Annotated in this window: 21 protein-coding genes; 11 read left to right on the top strand and 10 right to left on the bottom strand. The window is 65.6% G+C overall.

Annotated elements, in window-relative coordinates; all coding sequences use genetic code 11:
• The first annotated feature begins 69 nt into the window (after positions 1-69).
• A complete protein-coding gene (locus tag JQ603_RS26535; protein WP_212343624.1) occupies positions 70-1,488 on the top strand; it encodes an amidase in 1,419 nt (472 codons plus the stop codon).
• A gap of 25 nt (positions 1,489-1,513) precedes the next feature.
• Here JQ603_RS26535 and JQ603_RS26530 read toward each other — a convergent pair whose 3' ends face one another.
• From JQ603_RS26530 to JQ603_RS26510, 5 genes are all read right to left on the bottom strand, one after another.
• Positions 1,514-3,751: a xanthine dehydrogenase family protein molybdopterin-binding subunit gene (locus JQ603_RS26530; protein WP_212343623.1), complete on the bottom strand. Its 2,238-nt coding sequence runs from the start codon at positions 3,749-3,751 to the stop codon at positions 1,514-1,516.
• Between the two features lie 14 nt (positions 3,752-3,765).
• Positions 3,766-4,212 (bottom strand): (2Fe-2S)-binding protein, encoded by a 447-nt coding sequence (locus tag JQ603_RS26525; protein WP_212343622.1) that lies wholly within the window; start codon positions 4,210-4,212, stop codon positions 3,766-3,768.
• A 228-nt stretch (positions 4,213-4,440) separates the two neighbouring features.
• Positions 4,441-5,976, bottom strand: coding sequence for an extracellular catalytic domain type 2 short-chain-length polyhydroxyalkanoate depolymerase (locus JQ603_RS26520; RefSeq protein WP_212343621.1), 1,536 nt, complete (start codon positions 5,974-5,976; stop codon positions 4,441-4,443).
• Between the two features lie 2 nt (positions 5,977-5,978).
• A complete protein-coding gene (locus JQ603_RS26515; protein WP_212343620.1) occupies positions 5,979-7,085 on the bottom strand; it encodes an amino acid ABC transporter permease in 1,107 nt (368 codons plus the stop codon).
• Positions 7,086-7,087: 2 nt separating this feature from the next.
• Positions 7,088-8,272 (bottom strand): amino acid ABC transporter permease, encoded by a 1,185-nt coding sequence (locus JQ603_RS26510; protein ID WP_212343619.1) that lies wholly within the window; start codon positions 8,270-8,272, stop codon positions 7,088-7,090.
• 86 nt (positions 8,273-8,358) lie between these two features.
• Here JQ603_RS26510 and JQ603_RS26505 point away from each other — a divergent pair, with 86 nt between their 5' ends.
• From JQ603_RS26505 to JQ603_RS26490, 4 genes are read left to right on the top strand one after another with little or no spacing between them, the layout of a single operon-like run.
• On the top strand, positions 8,359-9,231 hold the full coding sequence (locus JQ603_RS26505) for a MurR/RpiR family transcriptional regulator (RefSeq protein WP_212343618.1): 873 nt from the start codon (positions 8,359-8,361) through the stop codon (positions 9,229-9,231).
• A gap of 3 nt (positions 9,232-9,234) precedes the next feature.
• Positions 9,235-10,584 carry an aspartate aminotransferase family protein gene (locus JQ603_RS26500; protein ID WP_212343617.1) on the top strand — a complete coding sequence of 450 codons (1,350 nt, stop codon included), beginning with the start codon at positions 9,235-9,237 and terminating at the stop codon, positions 10,582-10,584.
• 12 nt (positions 10,585-10,596) lie between these two features.
• Entirely contained in the window at positions 10,597-11,607 is a 1,011-nt protein-coding gene (locus tag JQ603_RS26495) for an amino acid ABC transporter substrate-binding protein (RefSeq protein WP_212343616.1), read from the top strand.
• A 49-nt stretch (positions 11,608-11,656) separates the two neighbouring features.
• Positions 11,657-12,295: an aspartate/glutamate racemase family protein gene (locus tag JQ603_RS26490; RefSeq protein WP_212343615.1), complete on the top strand. Its 639-nt coding sequence runs from the start codon at positions 11,657-11,659 to the stop codon at positions 12,293-12,295.
• On the opposite strand, the gene JQ603_RS26485 is transcribed toward JQ603_RS26490, so the two are convergent.
• Positions 12,292-12,939, bottom strand: a complete 648-nt coding sequence (locus JQ603_RS26485) for a TetR/AcrR family transcriptional regulator (RefSeq protein ID WP_212343614.1) — start codon at positions 12,937-12,939, stop codon at positions 12,292-12,294. The genes JQ603_RS26490 and JQ603_RS26485 overlap by 4 nt on opposite strands.
• A gap of 155 nt (positions 12,940-13,094) precedes the next feature.
• Between JQ603_RS26485 and JQ603_RS26480 the strand changes: the two genes are divergently transcribed.
• The 5 genes from JQ603_RS26480 to JQ603_RS26460 all read left to right on the top strand — a co-directional run bounded on the left by JQ603_RS26480 (position 13,095) and on the right by JQ603_RS26460 (position 17,876).
• On the top strand, positions 13,095-13,304 hold the full coding sequence (locus JQ603_RS26480; RefSeq protein ID WP_212343613.1) for a ferredoxin: 210 nt from the start codon (positions 13,095-13,097) through the stop codon (positions 13,302-13,304).
• A gap of 64 nt (positions 13,305-13,368) precedes the next feature.
• Positions 13,369-14,589 (top strand): cytochrome P450, encoded by a 1,221-nt coding sequence (locus tag JQ603_RS26475; protein ID WP_212343612.1) that lies wholly within the window; start codon positions 13,369-13,371, stop codon positions 14,587-14,589.
• A gap of 33 nt (positions 14,590-14,622) precedes the next feature.
• The gene (locus tag JQ603_RS26470; RefSeq protein ID WP_212343611.1) at positions 14,623-15,945 is read left to right on the top strand and encodes an MFS transporter; all 1,323 of its coding nucleotides are present in this window, start codon (positions 14,623-14,625) and stop codon (positions 15,943-15,945) included.
• An 18-nt stretch (positions 15,946-15,963) separates the two neighbouring features.
• Positions 15,964-16,626: a sulfite oxidase-like oxidoreductase gene (locus JQ603_RS26465; protein WP_212343610.1), complete on the top strand. Its 663-nt coding sequence runs from the start codon at positions 15,964-15,966 to the stop codon at positions 16,624-16,626.
• 26 nt (positions 16,627-16,652) lie between these two features.
• Positions 16,653-17,876 carry a bifunctional alpha/beta hydrolase/OsmC family protein gene (locus JQ603_RS26460; protein ID WP_212343609.1) on the top strand — a complete coding sequence of 408 codons (1,224 nt, stop codon included), beginning with the start codon at positions 16,653-16,655 and terminating at the stop codon, positions 17,874-17,876.
• 9 nt (positions 17,877-17,885) lie between these two features.
• Here the strand turns inward: JQ603_RS26460 and JQ603_RS26455 are convergent, their stop codons facing one another.
• The gene (locus tag JQ603_RS26455; RefSeq protein WP_212343877.1) at positions 17,886-19,316 is read right to left on the bottom strand and encodes a PLP-dependent aminotransferase family protein; all 1,431 of its coding nucleotides are present in this window, start codon (positions 19,314-19,316) and stop codon (positions 17,886-17,888) included.
• A 103-nt stretch (positions 19,317-19,419) separates the two neighbouring features.
• Between JQ603_RS26455 and JQ603_RS26450 the strand changes: the two genes are divergently transcribed.
• Entirely contained in the window at positions 19,420-20,334 is a 915-nt protein-coding gene (locus JQ603_RS26450; RefSeq protein WP_212343608.1) for a DMT family transporter, read from the top strand.
• On the opposite strand, the gene JQ603_RS26445 is transcribed toward JQ603_RS26450, so the two are convergent.
• From JQ603_RS26445 to paaK, 3 genes are all read right to left on the bottom strand, one after another.
• Positions 20,313-21,368, bottom strand: coding sequence for a YeeE/YedE family protein (locus tag JQ603_RS26445; RefSeq protein ID WP_212343607.1), 1,056 nt, complete (start codon positions 21,366-21,368; stop codon positions 20,313-20,315). The genes JQ603_RS26450 and JQ603_RS26445 overlap by 22 nt on opposite strands.
• A gap of 2 nt (positions 21,369-21,370) precedes the next feature.
• On the bottom strand, positions 21,371-22,375 hold the full coding sequence (locus JQ603_RS26440; RefSeq protein ID WP_212343606.1) for a quinone oxidoreductase family protein: 1,005 nt from the start codon (positions 22,373-22,375) through the stop codon (positions 21,371-21,373).
• Between the two features lie 65 nt (positions 22,376-22,440).
• Positions 22,441-23,772 carry a phenylacetate--CoA ligase PaaK gene (gene paaK, locus JQ603_RS26435; RefSeq protein WP_212343605.1) on the bottom strand — a complete coding sequence of 444 codons (1,332 nt, stop codon included), beginning with the start codon at positions 23,770-23,772 and terminating at the stop codon, positions 22,441-22,443.
• Positions 23,773-23,802 lie beyond the last annotated feature (30 nt).

Genomic DNA, 23,802 nt, shown 5'->3' with positions numbered 1-23,802 from the left:
CGCGGGTAGCAGTCTGGATTGCTTCGCTACGCTCGCAATGACGAATGAATAAGCACAGGAGTAAAATAATTGTCTCAAGACCTGATCCGCGAAACCGCCTGCACCGTCGTCGACAAGCTGCGCTCCGGCGACGTCTCACCGCTTGAGCTACTGGACGTGCTGGAGAAGCGCGTTGGTGAGGTCGACGGCAAGGTGAACGCGCTGCCGATACTGTGCTTCGATCGCGCGCGGACCAATGCGAAAGCGATGATGCAGAAGCCGGCCGGTGCGCGCGGACTGCTCGCGGGCCTGCCGGTGCCGATCAAGGACCTGACCGACGTCGCGGGCGTGCTGAACACGCAGGGCTCGCCGATATTCAGGGACAACATTCCCGCGAAGTCCGACCTCATGGTCGAGAACCTCGAAGCCAACGGCGCGGTGGTCTACGCCAAATCCAACACGCCGGAATTCGGCGCCGGTGCCAACACCTTCAACGAGGTGTTCGGTGCAACGCTCAATCCCTGGGACACGACGAAATCGGCAGCGGGCTCGTCCGGCGGCGCGGCGGTGGCACTTGCGACCGGCATGGCCTGGCTCGCGCAGGGCTCCGACATGGGCGGATCTTTGCGCAGCCCGGCGGCATTCTGCGGCATCGTCGGCATGCGGCCGAGCATCGGCCGCGTCGCGCATACACCCAAATCGGGTATCGATCGCAATCTCGGCGTCGTCGGCCCGATGGCGCGCAACGTCGAGGATCTCGCGCTGCTGCTGGATGCCATGAGCGGTGACTATGCGGACGATCCGCTGTCGCTGCCGGCCCCCACAACCTCGTTCCTGTCGGCGGCCCAGGCGGGCAAGAAGCCGAAGCGCATCGCCTACTCGCCCGATCTCGGCATCACCCCGGTCGATCCCGAAGTGAGGGCGATCACGCGGAAGGCGGCGGAACGTTTTGCGGAAGCCGGCGCCATCGTCGAGGAGGCGCATCCGGACTGGCGCGAGGCGCATGAATGCTTCCACGTGCTGCGCGCCTTCGATTTCGCGATCACCAAAGCCAATCTGCTGCGCACCAAGCGCGACCTGCTCAAGCCCGAGGTGATCTGGAATATCGAGGAAGGCCTCAAGCTGACCGTCGAGCAACTCGCGCGCGCCGAGGCGCAACGCGTCGGCATGACCGCCCACGCGGTCGAGTTCTTCAAGACCTATGATCTGTTGCTGACACCGACGACGATCGTGCCGCCCTTCCCGATCGAAAATCGCTACGTTGCCGAATGCGACGGCAAGAGGTTCGAGAACTACATCGAATGGCTCGGCATCGTGTATGCCATCACGCTCGCCTGCTGCCCGTCGCTGTCGCTGCCGTGCGGCTTCACTGCGTCGGGCCTGCCGGTCGGCGTGCAGGTCGTCGGCGCCCCGCGCGCCGACGCGCAGGTGATTGCCGGCGCGAAGGTGCTGGAGGATATTCTGAGCCTGCGCGGGACGATGCCGATCGATCCGAAGTTGAAGAAGTAGGGCGAGCGGCGCGGTAACCCGCGCCTCAGGTCGCCCCGAATTTCATCTTCGACAGCGGCAGGCTGCGGACACGCTGACCGGTCAATGCGGCAACCGCATTGGCCACGGCCGGCGGCACGCCCGGCAGCCCCGGCTCGCCGATGCCGCCCATCGGCGCGCCGCTTTCGACGATGCGGACGTGGACACGCGGCATGCGGTCCGGCGGCAGGATCGGATAGCCGTCGAAGTTGCGCGCCTGCGGCACGCCCTTGGCATAGACGACCTCCTCCAGCAGCGCCGATGACAGGCCGAGCGCAACCGCCGAATTGACCTGCGCTTCGATGATGCCGGGGTTGACGATGCGGCCCGGGTCGATCGCCACCCAGACGTCGTGCACGTTAACCGCGCCGCCCCTGAGCGACACTTCCGCGATCGTCGCGACCTCGCTGCCGAACGGTGAAGCCATCGCGACGCCGCGTGCGCGCTTGCTTCCGTCGGGCGCGGTGTAGGGACCGCGCTTCCAGCCTCCGGAGAGATCGCCGACCGCCTGCAGCAGCGTCTTGTGGCGCGGCTTGTCCGCGAGCAGACGCAGCCGCAGATCGAACGGATCCTGCTGGCCGGCGTCGGCGACCTCGTCGAAGAACGTCTCGTAGAAGAAGTCGTTCATGGAGTGGCCGACCGAGCGCCAGAAGCCGATGATCGCGGGATCGTCGACGAGGACATGCGCAACGCGGCGATTGGGGACAGCGTATGGCTTCCCGGAGATGCCTTCGACCGCCGAGCCATCGGCCGCATCCGGCTTGCGGCCGAACCAGCGATCACGCGGTCCCTCGCCGACGGCCTCCGCTTCCAGCGCCACCGGCAACCCCTTCGCATCGAGGCCGGCGCGGAAACGCACAAAGCCCATCGGCCGCAGCGCATCGCGCAAAAACTCTTCCTCACGGCTCCAGATCAGCTTGACCGGCCGTCCGACCGCCTTCGACAGCAGGATCGCCTGCGGGAACGGATTGGCGGTCTCGTAGATGAAGTGGCGGCCGAAGAAGCCGCCGAGCATCGGCGAGTGGATCCTGACCTTCTCCGGCGGAATACCGGCTGCCTTGGCTGCGAGCGCCTGGAACATTTCCGGGGCCTGGTTGGGCACCCAGAGATCGAGCGTGCCGTCCTCGTTCCAGCGCACCAGCGCCGAAGGCGGCTCGAGCTGGCCGTGCGCCAGATAGGGCGCATCATAGGTCGCGGTGACGATTTTCGCCGCGCCTTTCAGCGTGGCGCCAGCATCGCCAACCGTCTCCGCGGCAATCCCCGGTCCCGGCGTGGCCGCGAGCTGCGCTTTGCGGCCCTCCGACGAGAAGTCCGACGGCATCGCGCGGCGCGCCCCCGGCGCCGCGTCGGTCCACGTCACCTGCAACGTTTCCACCGCGCGCCGCGCATGCCACCAGCGGTCGGCGACGACAGCGACGGCGCCCGGCAGACGATGGATCGAATGCACGCCCGGCATCGCCTTCACTTCCGCCTCGTTGGCAAAGGCGCCGGGCTCGAGATCGAGGCGCGGCGCGTGCTGAACGGCGGCACGCAGCATTCCGTCGACCTGCATGTCGATGGCATAGGCAGCCTTGCCGGTGGACTTGTCGCGCGCGTCGAGACGCGCCACCGGCTTGCCGATCCAGCGGAAATCCTTGTCCGCACGCAGCGTGACATTCTCGGGCACCTGCAGCGCGGCGGCGTCCGCGGCGAGCGCACCATAATCGAGCGTGCGGCCCGTTGCAGTGTGGCGCACGCGGCCGGGCTCGGTCGTGAGGCTAGCCACCGGCACCTTCAGGCGGGAGGCCGCGGCCTGGAGCAGCATCTGCCGCGCCGATGCGCCGACACGGCGCATGGTCTCGTAGCTCGATCGCACCGAAAAGCTGCCGCCGGTGAAGCGGCGGCCGCCAACGACCTGATAGTCGGCTCCGGGCGGCGCGCATTCCACCGTGAAGCGTGCCGGGTCCATGTCCAGCTCTTCACCGACGATCTGCGCCATCGCGGTGGCGACGCCCTGCCCGCCCTCGACGAAGGGGCTTCGCAACAACACCGTGCTGTCTGCACGGATTTCGAGGAAGGCGGCGACGCGCGGTGCCGACTTTGCCGCCGCCGCTGCACCCTGCGCCTTTGCGCCAGCGCCGGGCAATGCAACGCCGAGCACCAGCGCGCCGAGCGAAGCGCCCAGGAAGCCGCGGCGCGACAGGTTGACGGGCTTGTCTTCCGGCAGCTCGCCGGCCGGAGCGAATTCATGGCTCATGCTGTTCATGATCGTGCGCTCCCTCAGCCCTGGGCAACCTGACGCACCGCCGCAGCGATCGCGTTGTAAGTGCCGCAGCGGCAGAGATTGACCATCGCCGCCGCGATGTCCTGCTCGCTGGGCTTCGGGGTCTGCTTCAGCAGCGCGGTCGCGGCCAAGACCTGACCGGACTGGCAATAGCCGCATTGCGGCACCTGGTTCGCCACCCAGGCGTCGACGACGCGACGGCCGATGGCGTCGTCCGTGACGGCCTCGATGGTGGTGATGCCCTGGCCGGCGACGCTGCCGACCGGCGTGATGCAGGATCGCGTCGCCTGGCCGTCGATCAGCACGGTGCAGGCGCCGCATTGGGCGATGCCGCAGCCATATTTGGTGCCCGTCATCCCGAGCTCGTCGCGGATCACCCAGAGCAAAGGCGTATCGTCCTCCGTCTGGACCTGATGAGTCTTGCCGTTGATGATGACGTCCATGGAAAGCCGCTCCTCGGATTGCCGCCCCGCGACCCTCCGGTCGCGCTGGGAATGCCAGACACACCGTCTGACAAGAGACGACACTTAACGCGGGCGGTTCCCTGGGATAACCAGCTCAATTTCGCATGGACTTATGAGCCGTATTGATAAATCGCGGGCGAGCGCGGCACGACCTCCCGTCGCACCCTGCCGGTCATCGCGCGGCACGCGGGACGGCTACTCGGTTCGCTATTTGGCGATCGGGCAGGAGCCGGGAGTATCGCAGCGAGGAGGCGTCGATCGCGTGGTGCCGGTCGCATCGTCGGAGCTGGGGCCCGCCGCTCCGTTCAGAATGACCGAGACACGCCAGCGATATGTTGTTTGCGGCGTCAGGCCGGAATCCCCAAAGCTCGCTCCTGTCACGTCGCCGATCGCCTGGAACGCGCCATCTGGCCCCGCACGCGAAACCCGGTAGGTTGTTACGCCATCCACTGGAGACCAGGCCAGGTCAGCGCCGCGATCCGACGTATCGATCACCGTGAGCGACTGCGGTGCCGATAGCGATGGCGCGGTCGCGCCGGCGGGCGCCGCGGCCCCGGCCGTGAGCGCATCCAGCATGGCCTTGATCGCCTTGATTTGCGATCCGGACTTCGTCACGTAGCTATCCTGATGATCGACGTAGCTCCACCAATCCCAACAGGCCTGCGGATTGCTCGGCCAGTATGAGCTGGTCTTGGTCTGCGGATAGAGAATGATCAGGTGGTTCGTATCCGCCCACGCATTGTAGCCGGCCTCATCCACGAATTTGCGTCCGATATCGGCGACGTCCTGCTTGCATCCGTGGAGCGCGACGTGAACGCGACACGGACTGCCCTGCTCGCAATCCTGAGGTACGAACACATAGCCGGTATCGCCCATGCTCAGCGCGTCGGGCAGATGCGGCGTGGTATAGATCGATTGATCAAAGCTCTTCACCGAGCCTGCGAGCTGCGCGGGACTGGGCGGATTCAGGCGGCCGTAAATATGCTGCAGGATGACGCCGGCCTGGTCATAGCCGCATTGGTCGATATAGGGCTCCGTGTTGGCCTTGCAGTCGTTGAGCCCGGCTGCGCCCTGTTTCGTCACGACGAACGAGTGGCCCGCGCCGAGCGTGGCCTGATAGAACAAGTTGCCGCGATTGGCATCCCCCAGATAATGGCGATAGAAATCGGCGGCCGCATCGGTCGCGGCCTTGTCGACGACCGCGTCATTGTAGCCGTGAAAGAGATAGATTTTCTGCCTGCCGACATTGCTGAGCGGGTCGATCTCGCCCGCTGCCGCCTTCGCGTCGGCCTTGGCCGTAAAATCCTTCGGATCCAGATCCGACGCCGGCCCTTTCATGCATTGACCCGTGGCCCGCCAGATCGGCCCCCAGTACCAGGTGACAGCATCGAGCGCGTCCGCCTTCGCACACCAGTAAGGGCCGCCTGCGACCACGCCGACGCCCTTGATCACCGACGACCACGCCGTGCCGAACTGAACGGCCATGAACGCGCCCGACGAAATTCCTGAAATCGAACTCTCACCGATCGGCGCGCGATAGCCCCGTAACCCCTCGGCGGCACGCGACGACACGCCGAGCGTGGTTGTGAAGATCAGGACGCAGATCAGGGCGGCGGTGAATTGCCGCAAAACGGCCACGCGCATGACAGCCTCGCCAAATCGACCGCAGGAGCAACCTCTGGTAAATACAGCTCCAGATCGGCAATCGGTGCAAGCGCAAACAAGCGGCACCAGACGAGGCACCGTCACTTCGGCGTTGTCGTCTCCAGGCTGCGGCTGTAGCGCGACATTGCGAAGCAAAAGACGAAATAGATCGCGGCAACGAAGATGTAGACCTCGACCGAGAACTGCTGCCAGGCCGGATCGATGATCGCGGTCTTGGCCGTGGTGAGCAGGTCGAAGATGCCGATGATCAGGACGAGACTGGTATCCTTGAAGAAGGCGATGAAGGTGTTGACCAGCGGCGGGATGACGTGGCGGATCGCCTGCGGCAGCACGATCAGCCGATGCTTGCGCCAGTAGGACAGCCCCAGCGCGTCGGCGGCTTCATATTGCCCGCGCGGCACGGCCTGGAGACCGCCGCGGATCACTTCGGCGAGGTAGGCGCCGGCGAACAGGATGATCGCGATCTGCGCGCGCAGCAGCTTGTCGATGTTGAAGCCGGCCGGCATGAACAGCGGAAACATCACGCTCGCCATGAACAGCAGGCTCACCAGCGGCACGCCGCGGATCAGCTCGACGTAGAGCACGCTGAGCGAGCGGATCGCCGGCAGCTTCGAGCGCCGGCCGAGCGCCACGAGGATGCCGAGCGGGAAACCGAACGCCAATCCAAACGTCGCCAGGATCAGCGTCACCGGCAGTCCGCCCCAACGGTCCTGCGAGACGAAGGACAGCCCGAACACGCCGCCCCACATCAGCACGCTGATCAGCGCCAGCGCACCGATCCAGAGATAGACGAGTTCGCGCCGCCAGAGGGCGCGACGGGTCGAGAGATAGTACAGCGCGACGAACAGTATGACCGACAGCGCCGGCCGCCACTGCTCGTCGAACGGATAGGTGCCGAACAGGATGAAGCGGTACTTTTCGGGGATGATCGCCCAGCAGGCGCCGAGACCGCGCACCGCACGGCAGGCGCTGGAATCATTCGCCGGCGTCAGCCAGACCGCATTCGCAATACCCCATTGCACGAAGCTGAAAATGCCCTTGGCGAGCAAGGCCAGCAGCACGACCGAAAGAAGGCCGTTCGGGATCGACGAGAACAGATTGGTTCGGAGCCAGCGCAGCACCGGATTGCCGATCTGCGGTCGGCGGGCGGCGCGGGGTGCATCGGGGATGTCGGTGATCGCGGTCATGCTCAGCGCTCCACCAGCGCGATGCGCGCATTGTACCAGTTCATGAAGAAGCTGATGGAAAGGCTGATGGTCAGGAACACCGCCATGATCAGCGCGATCGCCTCGATCGCCTGCCCGGTCTGGTTCAGCGTGGTGTTGGCGACCGAGACCACGTCCTGGTAGCCGATCGCGACCGCGAGCGAGGAGTTCTTGGTCAGGTTGAGATACTGGCTCGTCATCGGCGGCACGATGACGCGGAGCGCCTGCGGCAGGATGATCTGCCGCAGCATGAAGCTCCGGCGCAGGCCGAGCGCATTGGCGGCGTCCCACTGGCCGCGCGGCACCGACTGGATGCCGCTGCGCACGATCTCGGCGATGAAGGCCGAGGTGTAGGTCACGAGCGCGATCAGCAGTGCGAAATATTCCGGCGCGAGCGTCAGCCCGCCGACGAAATTGAAGCCGCGCAGCTCTGGCCACTCGATCTTCCAGGGTACGCCGAGCACCAGCGAGACGGCCGCCGGCACCGCGACGACGAGGCCGAGCGCGAACGGCCAGGCCGGCCGCGGCCTGCCGTCCCGCATCTGCTGGGCGATCAGCCGTCGCCGGATGACATAGAACACGGCCAGACCCAGCACCGCTGTGCCGAGCACCCAGAGCTGTGGCGGCCCGAACGGGATCGCCGGCAGGATCAGGCCGCGATTGGAGAGGAATACGCCCTCGACCGGCCGCCACGCCGCGCGCGCGGCCGGCAGCGCCTGCATCAGCACGTACCAGAACAGCAGCTGGAGCAGCAGCGGGATGTCGCGGAGCGTTTCAACATAGACGGCGGCAAGCCGCGACAGCAGCCAGTTGGCCGACAGCCTGGAGATGCCGACCAGCGTGCCGAGGATGGTCGCGAGCACGATGCCGATCACCGCGACCCGCAGGGTGTTGGCGATGCCGACGACGAAGGCCCAGAGGTAGGTGTCCCTCGGATTGTAGGCGAGCAGGCTGTCGGCAATGGGCATCCCGGCCTCACGGCCGAGGAAGGCGAAGCCAGTGGTGATGCGGCGGGCCGACAGATTGGTGACGGTGTTGGACCAGAGGAAGGCGACAACACCGACGGCGATCCCGACCACCAGGACCTGCCAGAACAGGCCCTTCAATTCGTTGCGCCCGAGCGCAAGGAAGCGGCGGCGCGGCGGCGGTCTGGGATGATCGGCGGTCACGCACAAAAATCCTTCTCAAATGCAACGATTTCCGGCGGCGCACGTCAACTGTTGCACCAAACTTCATTTCATGCAACAAATGTTTCATGGCTGAGCCCGCGAAATCCTCGCCCCTGAGCGAACTGCGCATCGCATTGCCATCGCTCCCCCTGCGCCTGCAGGAGGTCGGCCGCTTCGTCGCCGCCAATGATTACGACGCCACCACCCGTTCGATGCGCGACCTCGCGGCGGAGGCCGGCGCCGACCCCGCTGCTTTCACCCGGCTCGCCAAAGCGATTGGCTATTCCGGCTGGGACGAGCTGCGCGCGGCGCTGACCGAAGCCAGGCGTCCCTCACAGACCTCGCCCTTCTCCGGCAGGGCGAAGAGCCGGCGTCATGGTCCCAACGCCGACGTCGCGCTCGTCATCGACAAGCTCGAAGCCGAGGCCGCCGGCCTTCCGCGCATTCCGGCACATCCCATTGCGGAAGCGGCGCGCGCGCTGCACGACGCCAAGCGGATCTGGATCGCAGGCTATCGCAGCTGCCGCAGCGTGGCAGAGCTATTGAACTACGAGCTGCGACTCTTCCGCCCCGAGCAGGTGCAACTCGTCGGCGCATCTGGTCCTGACGATCTCGATCTCGGCGCGTTCCGTCCCGGCGAAGCCGTCATCATCGTCGGCTTCCTGCCTTACACGCATGCGAGCGTCCGCGTCGCGCAGGCCGCTCATCGCAGCGGCGCAACGCTGATCGCTATTGCGGACAGCCTCTCGGCGCCGATGGCCGAGGGCGCCGACCACGTGCTGCTGTTCGAAGCAGCCTCCTCGCCCGGCTTTTTCCCCAGTCTCACCGGCGCGATCGCGATCGCGCAGTCGCTCGCGGCGGTCACGTTCTCGCTCGGCGGCGTCGCTGCGAAGAAGCGTTTGGAAAATACCGAGGCGCGGCTTGCCGCGACCTCGACTTACGTCTCGGAGAAAGGTTGATCCATGAGCACCCGCACCAGCCGCGTGCTGCATCGTTCGCTACGCGAAACCCCGCCCAAGGCGATCGGCGGCGAAGGCGTCTATCTGTTTGCCGAGGACGGGCGCCGCATCATCGACGCCTCCGGCGGCGCGGCCGTCTCCTGCCTCGGCCACCAGCATCCGCGCGTGATCGCAGCGATGGCGAAACAGGCCTCGACGCTGGCCTATGCCCACACCGCCTTCTTCTCCTCCGAGCCGGCCGAGGCGCTGGCCGAGAGGCTGGTCGGGCATGAGCCCGGCGGCCTCGCCTACGCCTATTTCGTCAGCGGCGGATCGGAGGCGATCGAAGCCAGCATCAAGTTGGCGCGGCAATATTTCATCGAGCGCGGCGAGCCGCAGCGGCAGCATTTCATCGCACGGCGGCAGAGCTATCACGGCAACACGCTCGGCGCGCTCGCCGCCGGCGGCAATGCCTGGCGCCGCGCGCCCTATGCGCCGCTGCTCTCCGCAGCCTTCAGCCACGTCACGCCGGCCTTTGCCTATCACGAGAAGCGCGAGGAGGAATCCGACGCGCAGTTCGTGGCCCGGCTTGCGGCCGAGCTTGAAGCCGAGTTCCAGCGGCTTGGTCCCGATACCGTGGCGGCGTTCCTCGCCGAGCCCGTCGTCGGCGCCACCGCCGGTGCCGTGACGGCGCCCGACGGCTACTTCAAGGCCGTGCGCGAGATCTGCGACCGGCACGGCGCGCTGCTGATCCTCGACGAGGTCATGAGCGGCATGGGCCGCACCGGCACGACGCACGCCTGGGAGCAGGAAGGCGTCGCGCCTGACATCCAGGCGATCGCGAAGGGTCTCGGCGGCGGTTACCAGCCGATCGGCGCGATGCTCGCGAGCGGCAAGATCATCGACACCATCCGCTCAGGCTCCGGCGCATTCCAGCATGGCCATACCTATCTGGCTCACCCCCTCGCCTGCGCAGCCGCGCTCGCGGTTCAGGATGTGATCCGTGACGACCAGTTGCTCGACCGCGTCAAGGAGCGCGGCAAGCAGCTCGAGCAGCGGCTGACCGAGCGCTTCGGCAATCACCGTCATGTCGGCGACATCAGGGGCCGCGGCCTGTTCTGGGCGATCGAGCTGGTCGCCGACCGCGCGACGCGCGCCTCGTTCGATCCGGCGCTCAAGCTGCACCAGAAGATCAAGGCCGAAGCCTTCGCCAACGGGCTCGGCTGCTATCCCGGCGGCGGCACCGTGGACGGCGTGCGCGGCGACCACGTGCTGCTCGCGCCGCCCTATATCGCTTCGACAGATGAGATCGATCAGATCGTCGACAAGCTCGGCACGGCCGTCGACAACGTGTTGCGTAGTGTCAATCACTGAGGGGAGAGTAGTATGAGGAAAGTGGTTATCGCAGCGAGCGTGCTCGCAGCATCGACGGTGATCGCATCGGCGGCGACGCTGGATACGGTGAAGAGCCGCGGCACGCTGGTGTGCGGCGTCAGCGCAGGCTTCGCCGGCTTCTCGGCACCGGACTCGCAAGGCAACTACAAGGGTCTCGACGTCGACTATTGCCGCGCGCTTGCGGCCGGCATTCTCGGTGATCCCAACAAGGTGCGTTACGTCTCGCTGACCGCACAGAACCGCTTCACCGCCCTGCAATCGGGCGAGATCGACGTACTCTACCGCAACTCGACGCAAACGTATCTGCGCGGCGTCACGCTGGGCCTGCGCCAGGGCCCGATCAACTTCTACGACGGCCAGGGCTTCGTCGTGAAGAAGGACCTCGGCGTGAAGGAGCTGAAGGACCTCAAGGGTGCGACCGTCTGCGTCGCGCAGGGCACCACGCACGAGGTCACGCTCGGCGATTACGGCCGCGCCAACGGCATCGACTGGAAGCCGCTGGTGTTCGACCGCGTCGACACCATGTACCAGACCTTCTTCGGCGGGCGCTGCGATGCCATGACCCAGGACGCTTCCGCACTCGCCGGCGCGGTGACCACCGCGGCGCCGAACCCGGCCGACTACGTCGTGCTGCCGCAGACCATTAGCAAGGAGCCGCTCGGTCCCTTCACCCGCAACGGTGACGAGGTCTGGAGCGACATCATCACCTGGCTGCATTACGGCCTGATCGAGGCCGAAGAGCTCGGCGTCACCCAGGCCAATGTCGATGAGATGACGAAGTCGCAGACGCCGGCGATCCAGCGCCTGCTGGGCGCCTCCGGCGACCTCGGCTCGCGGCTCGGGCTGGACAACAAATGGCTGGTCACCGCGATCAAGGCCACCGGCAATTACGGCGAGATCTACGAGCGCAATGTCGGCAAGGCGAGCCCCCTCAAGCTCGACCGCGGCCTCAACGGCCTCTGGAGCAAGGGCGGCTTGATGTACGCGGTGCCGTTCAAGTAAGGAATTCTCCCTCTCCCCCGCTTAGGGGGAGAGGGAGAAGAGACATCCCATGCGCATCGCCCTCATCCACGCTCTCAAGCACTCCATTGCGCCGATCGAGGCGGCGTTCGCGCAAGCGTGGCCGCAGGCGCGGCTGATGAACCTGCTCGACGACAGCCTGTCGGCGGACCTGGCCCGTGACGGCCAGCTCAACGATGCCATGACCGAGCGTTTCCTTGCGCTCGGCGACTACGCTGTGGCGACGGGAGCCAACGGGATCCTGTTCACCTGCTCCGCGTTCGGTCCTTGCATTGAGGCCGTCGCACGAGCGCATGCACCGATGCCGGTCTTGAAGCCGAACGAAGCCATGATCGAGCGCGCGGTGACGATGGGCAAGCGGATCGGCCTGCTCTCGACCTTCCCGCCAACGCTGGTCTCGATGCCGCCGGAATTCCCCGCCTCGGTCCAGGTCGTGCCGAAGCTCGCCGAAGGCGCGTTGGCGGCACTCGACCGGGGCGATCGCGCCACGCATGACCGGCTGATCGCGGACGCCTCGCGCGACTTACGCGATTGCGACGTCATCGCGCTGGCGCAGTTCAGCATCGCGGCGACGGCGCCGCTGGTCGCGGAGGCCACCGGCCGTCCAGTCGTCACCACGCCAGATAGTGCAGTCGACAAGCTGATGAAGCTGCTGAAAGTGAAGGCCTAAGCGCCAGCCTTTTTCCGACGCCGCGCGTCCTTGATCGCTGTCGTCAGCGCGGCCTTCGTCTCATTGACAAAATCCTCGACCAGCTCCTCACGCGTGGTATGCGCCGCCTCGCCGGTGAAAAGTCCCTGCTCGGCCAGCATCACCACGCCATGCAGCGCTGCCCAGATCTTGAGAGCCTGTCGCTCGCGTAAAAAGCCAACGGCAGGCACTTCCAGGGCCTCGATGACAAGCGCAAACGTCTCGCGCGTGGCCTCATGCAGCTCGCTGCCCTTGGCGGCGCAAGACACGGTGCGGGACGCAAACATCAGGCGATAGATGCCGTTGCGGCGCAATCCGAAGTCCAGCATCGCCTGCGCCAGCAACGACAGCTTCGACTGCTTTGACGATTTCGTCATCGCCGCCCGAAAGGTTGCGCTGAGCTGCCGGAACGCCTCCGCCGTCACCGCCGTTAGCAGCGCATCACGGTCGGCGAAATGCCGATACGGCGCCGGCTGCGAGACGCCGAGCTGCTTCGCCAGTGCCTTGATGCTGATCGCTTCCGCCCCGCCCTGCTCTGCCTCGCGCAACGCGGCCTTGATCAGGGCGTCGCGAAGGTCGCCATGGTGGTACGTCTTCTCCGATTTACGAACGAGTTGTGAACGCATCCTGCGCCAAACCTATAAGTTTGCGCTTGACAGGGGAAGCCCACCGCGAATGTAATAGTATATAACTTCGACCGAGCGGCAAATGCCGCCGATAAAATTGACATGAGGAACGCGGGCCGCTCTTCGCGCGCACGCAAGCGACCAAGGAAGCCGCCATGGCAGAGCGACTGAAGGTTCACGTCGATCCCGACAAATGCCAGGGCCATGCCCGCTGCAAGGCGCTGGCGCCGGAGCTGTTCGAGCTCGACGAATACGGCAACGCGCATGAAGCCGGCGATGGCACGGTCCCGCCGGGACTTGAAGACAAGGCCTGGCTTGCCAAATCCAACTGCCCGGAAATCGCTATCGATGTGATCGAGGACTAGCGCGGCGGCCCCTGTCCGCTCCGCTGCCTTCAAGCAAACACGAGCCCCGAGGGATCTCACTGACATGTCCGACGTCAGCCAGCCTGTCGCCCATCCGCCCGTCACCGACTGGGTCAACGATTTCGACCACACCGATCCGCAATGGACGGACGATCCCTTCCCGATCTGGGATGAGCTGCGCGCCGCAAGCCCGGTTGTGCACACCGAGCGGTTCCTCGGCTGCTACATGCCGACGACCTACGAGGCGGTGCGCGAGATCGCCAACGACACCCAGCATTTCTCCTCGCGCCGGATCATCGTCCGCGACGTGCGGCCGGAGATTGCCAGGAACGCGGCCCCGCCGATCACGTCCGATCCGCCCGTGCACAAGCCGGCCAAGCAGTTGCTGCTGCCGCCATTCACGCCGGACGCAATGAAGAAGCTGGAACCGCGGATGCGCGCGATCTGCAACGAGCTGATCGACGGGTTCATCGCGGACGGCAAGGTCGACGCCGCCGCGCGCTACAGCAAGTACATCCCGGTCCAGGCCATCGCGCACATGCTCGGCATCCCCGAGAGCGACAGCGATCTCTTCATCAACTGGATCCACATGATCCTGGAGCTCGGCATCAAGGACGAAAATATGCTGCTCCAGGCCGTGCACGAGATGAGCGACTATTTCAGGACGCATATCGAGGAGCGTAGATCGAGGCCGACGGACGATCTCATCTCCTATCTGATGAACGCCAAGGACAAGGAAGGCCAGCCGCTGGAAGAGTCCCACGTGCTGGGATCGTTGCGCCTACTCCTGATCGCCGGCATCGACACCACATGGAGCGCGATCGGCTCCTCCCTGTGGCACCTCGCCCGGACACCGGCCGACCGCGAGCGGCTGATCGCCGAGCCTGCGCTGATCCCGACCGCCGTCGAGGAACTGCTGCGCGCCTATTCGCCGGTGACCATGGCGCGCGAGGTGGTCAAGGAAACCACGATCTCGGGCTGCCCGGTCAAGGCGGGCAACATGGTGCTGCTGTCCTTCCCGGCCGCCAACCGCGACCCAAAGATGTTTCCGGACGCTGACAAAGTCGTGATCGACCGCCGGGAGAACCGCCACGCCGCTTTCGGCCTCGGCATCCATCGCTGCGTCGGTTCCAACCTCGCGCGCATGGAGATGCAGGTCGCAATTGAGGAATGGTTGAAGCGAATCCCGGACTTCCGGCTCGACCCGGCGGGCACCGTGACCTGGTCGCAAGGGACCGTGCGCGGCCCCCGCCAGTTGCCATTTCTGCTTGGAAAGTCCATGTAGCCTCCAGACAGCAAATGTCTTGGGAGGCCGGCGATGACAGACCAAGCAATCAAGCCGGCCTCCGAGCACTTCGACATTGCCGACGCCGAACGCCGCATCAAGGCGATCTTCATCGGCTCGATCGGCAATCTCGTCGAATGGTATGACTTCTACGCCTACACCGCGTTCGCGCTCTATTTCGCCCCCGCCTTCTTCCCCGGCAACGATCCCGTCGTCCAGCAACTGAACGTCGCCGTCGTGTTCGCGGCGACCTTCCTGATGCGCCCCCTGGGTGGTTGGTTCTTCGGCTATCTCGCCGATCATTTCGGGCGCCGAATCTCGCTGACACTCTCCGTCGTCTTCATGTGCTTCGGCTCACTGATCATCGCGGTGACGCCGACCTATGCCTCGATCGGTCTTGCCGCCCCGGCCATCCTGGCGGTCGCGCGCGTGATCGAGGGCCTAAGTCTTGGCGGCGAATACGGCGCCAGCGCCACTTACTTGAGTGAAGTTGCCGATCCCAAGCATCGCGGCTTCTATTCCAGCTTCCAGTACGTCACGCTGATCGGCGGCCAGCTCACCGCGATCATCGTGCTGCTGCTCCTGCAAAAGGTCTTCCTGACGCCGGAGGAGCTGAAGGCCTGGGGCTGGCGCATCCCGTTCGCAATCGGCGCGGCGCTCGCGATCTTTGCCGCAGTCATGCGTCGCGGCCTGCACGAAACCGAGGCTTTCGAGGAAGCCAAGAAGGTGGTGAAGCCGACCGGCTCGATCACCAATCTGCTGCGCTATCCGCGCGAGCTGCTGCTGGTGGTCGGCCTCACCGCCGGCGGCACCGCGGCGTTCTACACCTTCACCACCTATATGCAGACCTTCGTAAAACTCTCCGTCGGGCTGACCGAGGACCAGACCACGTTCGTGATCTTCGGCACGCTGATCTTCGCCACCATCCTGCAGCCGATCTACGGCGCGATCTCCGACAGGATCGGCCGCAAGCCGCTTCTGATCTTCTTCGGTGTCGCCGGCACGCTCGCGACCGTGCCGCTGCTGATGACGCTGAAGGAGACCAAGTCGCCCTTCATGGCGTTCATCCTGATCTGCTGCGCCTGGCTGTTCGTCGCCGGCTACACCTCGATCAACGCGGTGGTGAAGGCCGAGCTGTTCCCGACCAACGTCCGCGCGCTCGGAGTCGGCCTGCCCTACGCCATCACGGTCTCGATCTTCGGCGGCACCGCTCCGGCGATCGCGCTCTACTTCAAGAGCATCGGGCACGAGGACTGGTTCTACTACTATCTCGCCGGCATCATCTGCCTGTCGCTGATCATCTATTCCACCATGCGCGACACCAAGCACGCTTCCGCAATGCACCGCCACGAGTAGCCCATTCACGAGTAGCCCATGGCCGACGACGATCCGCTGCCCGACAGCAAGCTGACGCGCACCAAGGAGAAATGGGCCCGCGAGGGCCGTTTTCTCACCGGCAAGATCACGCGTCCGGAAGACCAGCGCCTGCCGCCGGGCCAGCACCTGACCAAGGACTGGCCGGTGCTCGATCTCGGGGTCATGCCGCCGGTGTCGCGCGAGCGCTGGCGGCTCGACGTCTACGGCGCAATCGAAAGTCCCGTGTTCTGGACTTATCCCGAGTTCGCCGCGCAGAAGCAGGTCCAGTTCACTTCCGACATCCATTGCGTGACGACCTGGTCGCGCTACGACAATGAGTGGGAAGGCCTCGCCACGCGCGAACTGCTCGCAGTCTGCCGGCCGCGCGAGGATGCACGCTTCGTGGTGCTGCATTCCTACGACGGCTACACCACCAACCTCGCGCTCGAAGACTTCGCCGCCGAGGACGCGCTGCTCGCCCATAGCTGGTCAGGACAGCCGCTGACGGACGAGCACGGCGGGCCGGTGCGGCTGGTGGTGCCGCATCTCTATTTCTGGAAGAGCGCGAAATGGCTCCAGGCGATCGAATTCCTGACCGAGGACGCGCCGGGTTTCTGGGAAGTCCGCGGCTATCATAATCGCGGCGATCCCTGGGCCGAGCAGCGCTATTCGGGCGATTAGGTTCGAACAAACAACGGGGGAATCCCATGCCCACGGAACGCTTTCAATTCACCGGCGAAGGCGGCCATCAGCTCGCGGCCGCGCTGGAGCTGCCTGATGGCGAGCCTTCGGCTTATGCACTGTTCGCGCACTGCTTCACCTGCGGCAAGGACACGCTGGCAGCCAAGCGCATCTCGGTGGCCCTCGCAGCCAGGGACATCGCGGTGCTGCGCTTCGACTTCACCGGGCTCGGCTCCAGCGAGGGCGCTTTCGCCAATTCGACCTTTTCTTCCAACGTCGCCGATCTCGTGCGCGCAGCCGATCATCTGCGTAGCGTCCGCAAAGCGCCGTCGATCCTGATCGGCCACAGCCTCGGCGGCGCGGCGATCCTGGCCGCGGTCGGGAAGATTCCTGAGGCGAAGGCGGTCGTCACCATCGCCGCACCCTCCGATCCCGCCCACGTCACCGGCCTGTTCAAGGAGCATATCGACAACATCCGCACCCAGGGGGAGGTCGAAGTCTCACTCGCGGGACGCCCGTTCCGGATCAAGCGCGAATTCCTCGACGACATCGTCGAGCACGAGCTGATGAAGGATGTCACCGGCCTGCACAAGGCGCTGCTGGTGATGCATTCGCCCGTTGACGATACCGTCGGCATCGACAACGCGACCAAGATTTTCGTTGCGGCAAAGCATCCCAAGAGCTTCGTCTCGCTCGATCACGCCGATCATCTCCTGACCAAACCGGCCGATGCACTCTACGCGGCCGACGTGATCGTGGCCTGGGCGAGCCGCTACATCGATACGGCAAAGCCCGCAAAAGCGATGGATCTTCCCGAGGAACCTCGGAGGGTGGTGGTACAGGAGACCCGCAAGAGCAAGTTCAACCAGATCATCACCGTCGGACCGCATCATCTGGTGGCAGACGAGCCGGTCGCGGCCGGTGGCGAGGATGCCGGGCCCGGTCCGTATGACTTCCTGCTCGCCGGCCTCGGCGCGTGCACCTCCATGACCATGCGCCTCTATGCCGACCGCAAGTCGCTGCCGCTCGACCGCGTCACGGTCACGCTGAAGCACTCGAAGATCTACGCCAAGGACTGTGCGGAGTGCGAAACGCGCGAGGGCATGCTCGACCAGATCGAGCGCGACATCGCAATGGACGGCGCGCTCGATGCCGAGCAGCGCAAGAAGCTGATGGAGATCGCCGACAAATGCCCGGTGCACCGAACGCTGACATCGGAGATCCGCATCGTGACCAAGGCGCTGGAATGAATCGGTGGGCTAGAAGCACGACGCCATCGTCCGCACCGCCGCGCTGATCTCGTTCTCGCGCCACGCCGCAAAGCCGAGCAGCAGGCCGTGATCGCGCGGCTTGCCGAGCGCCAGGCTGGACAAGGCTCGCGTGACAACGCCCGCCTCGACCAGCCGCTTCACCGCCGCCTGATCGGCGCGACCGCGCTTGAGGCGCGCCACGAGCTGGATGCCGCCCGAGGGCACTTCGGCGGTGAGCACCTCGCCGAGATGGCGCTCCAGTCCCGCGGCGAGATGATCGCGGCGCCCGTGATAGAGCCGGCGCACCCGACGCAGATGCGCCAGGAAATGGCCATCGGCAATGAATTCAGCAAGCGCCTCCTGAACGTGGCTAGAAGCGATCAGCCCGATATGCCGCTGCGCGATCTCCAGCGTGCTGACCAGCCCCGGCGGTGCGACGAGATAACCGAGCCGGATGTCCGACGTCATCGCCTTCGAGAAGGTGCCGACATAGAACACGCGGCCGTGTACATCGAGGCCCTGCAACGCCGGCACCGGCCGGCTGTCGTAGTGGAATTCGCCGTCGTAGTCGTCCTCCACGATCCAGGTCTTGCCGGGCCGGCTTGCCCTGAGAAACCCGGTGCGGCGTGCCAGCGACATCAGGCGCCCGGTCGGATGCTGATGCGAGGGCGTCATGAAGATCAGCGTTGGCGCCGCCAGACCCGCAATCCGCTGCATTCCCTGCTCGTCCAGCTTGATGCCGGTCACGCGCGCCCCGGAAGCACGGAAGGCCGCCGCGGCACCGGGATAGCCGGGATCCTCGACCCAGACCTCATCGCCGGGCGAGATGACGGCAGCCGCAATCAGGGTGAGCGCGGCCTGCGCGCTCGGCAGGATCAGGATCTGCTCCGCCGTGGCGCGAACGCCTCTGCTGGTTGCGAGGTAATGCGCCAGCGCCTCGCGCAAACGCGGCCGGTTGACCGGCCCGAGCTCGCGCCTGGCCGCCCCCATGGCGCTGCGGCGCAGGCAGCGTCCCCAGATGTCGTTCGGAAACTCCCTTGCATCGCCGTGCCCCGGACGCAACGGCTTGAGCGGCGCCAGATAGGACATCGGCCAGTCCGTCTGCTGGAGCTTCGAGGCCCAGGGCGAGAGCCGTGGTCTGGCAGTGCGTGGGCTCAACGCGGCTGTGCGCGCTCCTTCGATGCGTTCGCCGCCGTCGATCGTCACCACCGGGCGGCGACCGCGCGACGCCGCGAGGTATCCCTCTGCGGCGAGTTGCTCGAAGGCATAAGTGACGGTGTTGCGCGAGACCCCGAGGTCGCTCGCGAGCTGGCGGCTCGACGGCAGCGCCCAACCCTTGCCGAGCCGACCGCTCGAAATCAGGCTTCGGAGCTGACCCGTCAGCTGGGCCGTCAGCCCCTCCTCGTCGGCTCGCTTCAGATCGATCAGGCCGGTTAGCATGCCCTCGGAAACTGGCACCTTGCTCTTCTCCAATCTGGCACTTTTTCAGGTGCCAGGCGGGATGCTATCCGCCGGACTGGATTGCTTCAAGGATGATCCTGCGATGAACTCCCTGTCCCCTCGCACCGCCGTCGGCCTGTTCCTCATCGTCGTGCTGGCCTGGGGCGTGAACTGGTCGGTGACGAAACAGCTCGTCCAGTTCCTTCCGCCATTATGGACGTCAGCGATCCGAAGCTGGATCGCGCTGGCTGGATTGTTCGTGATCCTCGGACTGAGCAGAAACCTCGTGATCCCGGAGCGGCGCGACATTCCCGTGATCCTGAGCGTGGCGCTGCTGCACATGACGATATTTTCGGTCCTGGTCGCGGCCGGTGTGCGCTTCCTGCCCGCGAGCAAGGCCATCGTGCTCGGCTACACCACGCCGCTCTGGGTCGCGATCGCCGCGCCCTTGCTGGGGAAGGATACGCTGACCGCGCCAAAGCTCGCCGGCGCACTGCTCGGATTGATCGGCCTTGCCGTGATCCTGAACCCCGCCTCCATCGACTGGACCAATGCGAACGTCGTGCTCGGCGCCGGCATGGTCATCCTGGCCGCGATCTCCTGGGCCGCCAACATCATCTATATCCGCGCGCACCGCTGGATAGCCTCGCCGCTCCAGCTCCTGATCTGGCAGGTGCTGGTGGCGACGGTCGTGCTCACTGGATCGGCTGTGGTCACGGACGGCCTGCCGCACGCGGAATGGTCGTGGAGGCTCGTCTTTCTGTTTCTGTACTCCGGCCTGATCGGGACGGCGCTGGCCTATTGGGCGATGTCGATGGTCAACAAGAGCATCTCGGCGCTGACGACATCGCTCGGCACCACCGGGACGCCGCTCGTCGGCATCGCCAGCGCCGCTATCCTGCTAGGCGAGCCGATTGACATGAGCCTTGCGATCGCGGCCGGACTGATCGTCACCGGCATCGGTCTTGCGACGCTGGGCGACCGGCTGTTGCGCAGTCAGGCCACCGCGAGCGGCTGAACGCGCAAGCTTCCGCGCAGACCAGCGGCTGTACCGAGAAGGATGCCGGCGACCGCAATGAGCGAGCCCAGCGCGAGGGTCGAGAGACCGGTGAGCCCCTGCCCGATCGAGCAGCCGAACGCCATCACGCCGCCGATCCCCATCAGCGCGGCACCGGTGCCCGAGCGCAGCATGTGGCGTGGCGATGAATAGCCTTCAAGCTTGAAGCGGCCAGTAGCGAGTGCGGTGACCAGACTGCCGGCGAAGACGCCGGCAACTGTCGCAATGCCGAAGTTGAGCGTCAGTCCGGTCGAGAGCATGGCGTATTGCAGGGCGTCCGCGATCGGCGCGATGAAGGTGAGTGAGGTCACCGGGACCGGATTGAAGTCGTCGGCACCGAGATAGCCGGTGACGTACCAGCCGCCGGCGACGAGGAGGCCCACGATGATGCCGCCTGCGATCTGGCCGGGCGAGCGGCGGAACGCCGGATGCGCAAATGCGAACAGGATCAGCGCGACGACAATCGCGGCAGCGGCAAGCGAGCGCGAAAGCGCATCCGTGAGACCCAGCGTCGCCAGCACGGACGGCAGCGAATTCGCGTTGACGGTCGTCTGCGAGGCCTGAACCAGCGCAATGCGCGCCGGTGCGATCAGGCCCTTGAGCGCCATCTGCGCAGCGATGGCCAGCACGATCACGACGACGAAGGAGCGAAGATTGCCGCGGCCGAGCAGCACCAGCGCGCGCGAGCCGCAGCCATTCGACAGCACCATGCCGTAGCCGAACAGCAGCCCGCCGAGGAACAGCACCGGCACCGAGAAGGTCTGTTGCAAATAGATCGACTTGCCAAGATCGACCATGCCGCTTCCCGCAAGGAACTGGCTCGCGGCAATCGCAACCGCGATCGCCAGCGCATAGGTGCGCACCAGTCGCCCGTCGCCCTCCGCCAGAAAGCCGCGCATGCTGCTCATCAGGCAGAAGCCGCTGAGCAAGCCGACGGCGCCGTAGACGAGGCCGATGGCGAGACCGGCGAGGATGACGAGCTGGGCGGATTCCATCGTCACGGCTTCAGGATCACGCGGTCACGCGACGAGCCGGCGACCGCGACATACGCCTCCTTCGCGCGCTCCAGCGGATAGATCGCGTTTGCCTTGATCGGGAACGGCTTCAGATGGTCGCTCGCAAAGCCCGGGCCGAGGTCGCGCAGCACCGCACCCGTCGCGGCGGAGGACAGGCCGAGCGTGTCGATGCCGACATAGGTGTGCTGGCCGCGGTAGAATTCGAGGATGTTGAACTGCACGATGCGGTCGATCGCGGCGATCAGGATCTGGCGGCCGCGCAAGGCAAGCGACTTGTGCGCGGCCTGGAAATAGGGATCGCCGACCGTATTGAAGACGATGTCGGCGCCTTTGCCGCCGGTCAATTCGCGCACGCGCGTGGCAACGTCGGTGGCGGAGGCGTCGATCACCTCGATGGGCGCGTTGGCGTGGCCTTCATAGGCTTCCGCCTTGCGCACCACGCCGATGACGCGCGCGCCCTGCCAGGTCGCGATCTGCACTGCAGCCTGGCCGACCTTGCCGTTGACGCCGAATACCAGAACGGTCTCGCCGCTCTTCGGCACGCCGGCGCGGCGAAAGCCTTCCATCGCGGTGACGAAGGGCACGCCGATGCCGGCGGCCTCCTCCCAGGACACCGTCTTTGGCTTCTCCACGACCGCATCGGCCTCGACGACGAGATGGGTTGCGTGGGTGCCGTCGCGGCGGATGCCGAGATCGCCGGACGAGCCGAACACTTCGCGCCCCACTGTGCCCGCAGGCCCGTCGATCACCACGCCGGCGTAGTCGCGGCCAGGGGTCCGGGGGAACACGGCATAGGCCATCAGCCCGGTCGCGGCCTTGACGTCGGAGGGATTGACGGCGGCGGCCTTCACCTCGATGAGGAGGTCGTTCGGCCCGCGCGCAAGGATCTGGTGCTCGACGACTGGCGCAAGCGCCGTGGCGTTTTCAGCTTTGGCGTTGAGGCGCACACAGCGCGCTTCGACGGTTTTGGCATCGGCTGGCGACATAGGAAAGACCCGCGATTTCTCGCGGGCCTTGTCGCCTTTGGGGCCGGTCAAGTCAATCCGCCAAGTCATTCCTTGGGCCGCTTGTCGTAGAGCCGCTTGGCCTTGCCGAGCGAGCGCTCCAACGTTGCCGGCGCGACCACCTGAACCCTCGAACTGACGCCAATCGTGTTCTTGATGTGGGTCGCGATCCGCTCCGCATGATCGACGAGCCCGCGGCCGTCCCAGCTCTCGGGCCGAGCCTCGGCGATGATGGTCAGTTCGTCCATCCGGCCCTCGCGGGTCAGCTCGAGGATGAAATGGCCGCCGCACCAGTCGGTCGCCAGCAACACCTCCTCGATCTGGGTCGGGAACAGATTGACGCCGCGCAGGATGATCATGTCGTCCGAGCGTCCCGTCACCTTCTCCATCCGCCGCATGCCCGGCCGCGCCGTGCCCGGCAGCAGCCGCGTCAGGTCGCGGGTGCGATAGCGGATCACCGGAAAAGCTTCCTTGGTGAGCGAGGTGAAGACCAGCTCGCCCTTCTCGCCATCAGGCAGCACCGCACCCGTCTCGGGATCGATCACTTCAGGATAGAAATGATCCTCCCAGATATGCAGACCGTCCTTGGTCTCGATGCACTCCTGCGCGACGCCGGGCCCGATGACCTCGGAGAGGCCATAGATGTCGGTCGCATCCATGTCGAAGGCGTCCTCGATCTCGCCGCGCATCGCATTGGTCCAGGGCTCGGCGCCAAAGATACCGACCTTGAGGGAGCACTGGCGCGGATCGAGCTTCTGGCGCTTGAACTCGTCGAGAATCGCCAGCATGTAGCTCGGCGTCACCGTGATGATGTCGGGCCGGAAGTCGTTGATGAGCTGCACCTGCCGCTCGGTCATGCCGCCGGAGATCGGCACCACCGTGCAGCCGAGTTTTTCGGCGCCGTAGTGCACGCCGAGACCGCCGGTGAAGAGGCCATAGCCGTAGGCGTTGTGGATGATCATGCCGGTGCGACCGCCGGCGGCGCGGATCGAGCGCGCCATCACCTCGGACCAGGTATCGATGTCGCACTGGGTATAGCCCACGACGATCGGCTTGCCGGTCGTGCCGGAGGAGGCATGCACGCGCACCAGTTTTTCGCGCGGCACGGCGAACATGTTGAAGGGATAGTTGTCGCGCAGGTCCGTCTTCACCGTGAACGGAAATTTTGCGAGATCGGAGAGCTCGCGAAAGTCGGACGGATGCACGCCGGCCGTGTCGAACGCCTTGCGGTAATGTGCGACATTGTCGTAGGCGTGCTTCAGCGACCAGGCCAGCCGCTGCTTCTGCAGCGCCATGATCTCGTCGCGCGACGCGCGCTCACGCGCGTCCATCTCGGCACTATAGGTACTGGCACCTTCCTTGCGCCTCGTCAGAGCCATGCTCGTTTCCCCACATTGGTTTGCTCTTTT

It is taken from the genome of Bradyrhizobium liaoningense (genome assembly GCF_018130825.1).
Taxonomy (GTDB): domain Bacteria; phylum Pseudomonadota; class Alphaproteobacteria; order Rhizobiales; family Xanthobacteraceae; genus Bradyrhizobium; species Bradyrhizobium liaoningense_B.
This window is presented reverse-complemented; position numbering and strand designations above follow the sequence as displayed.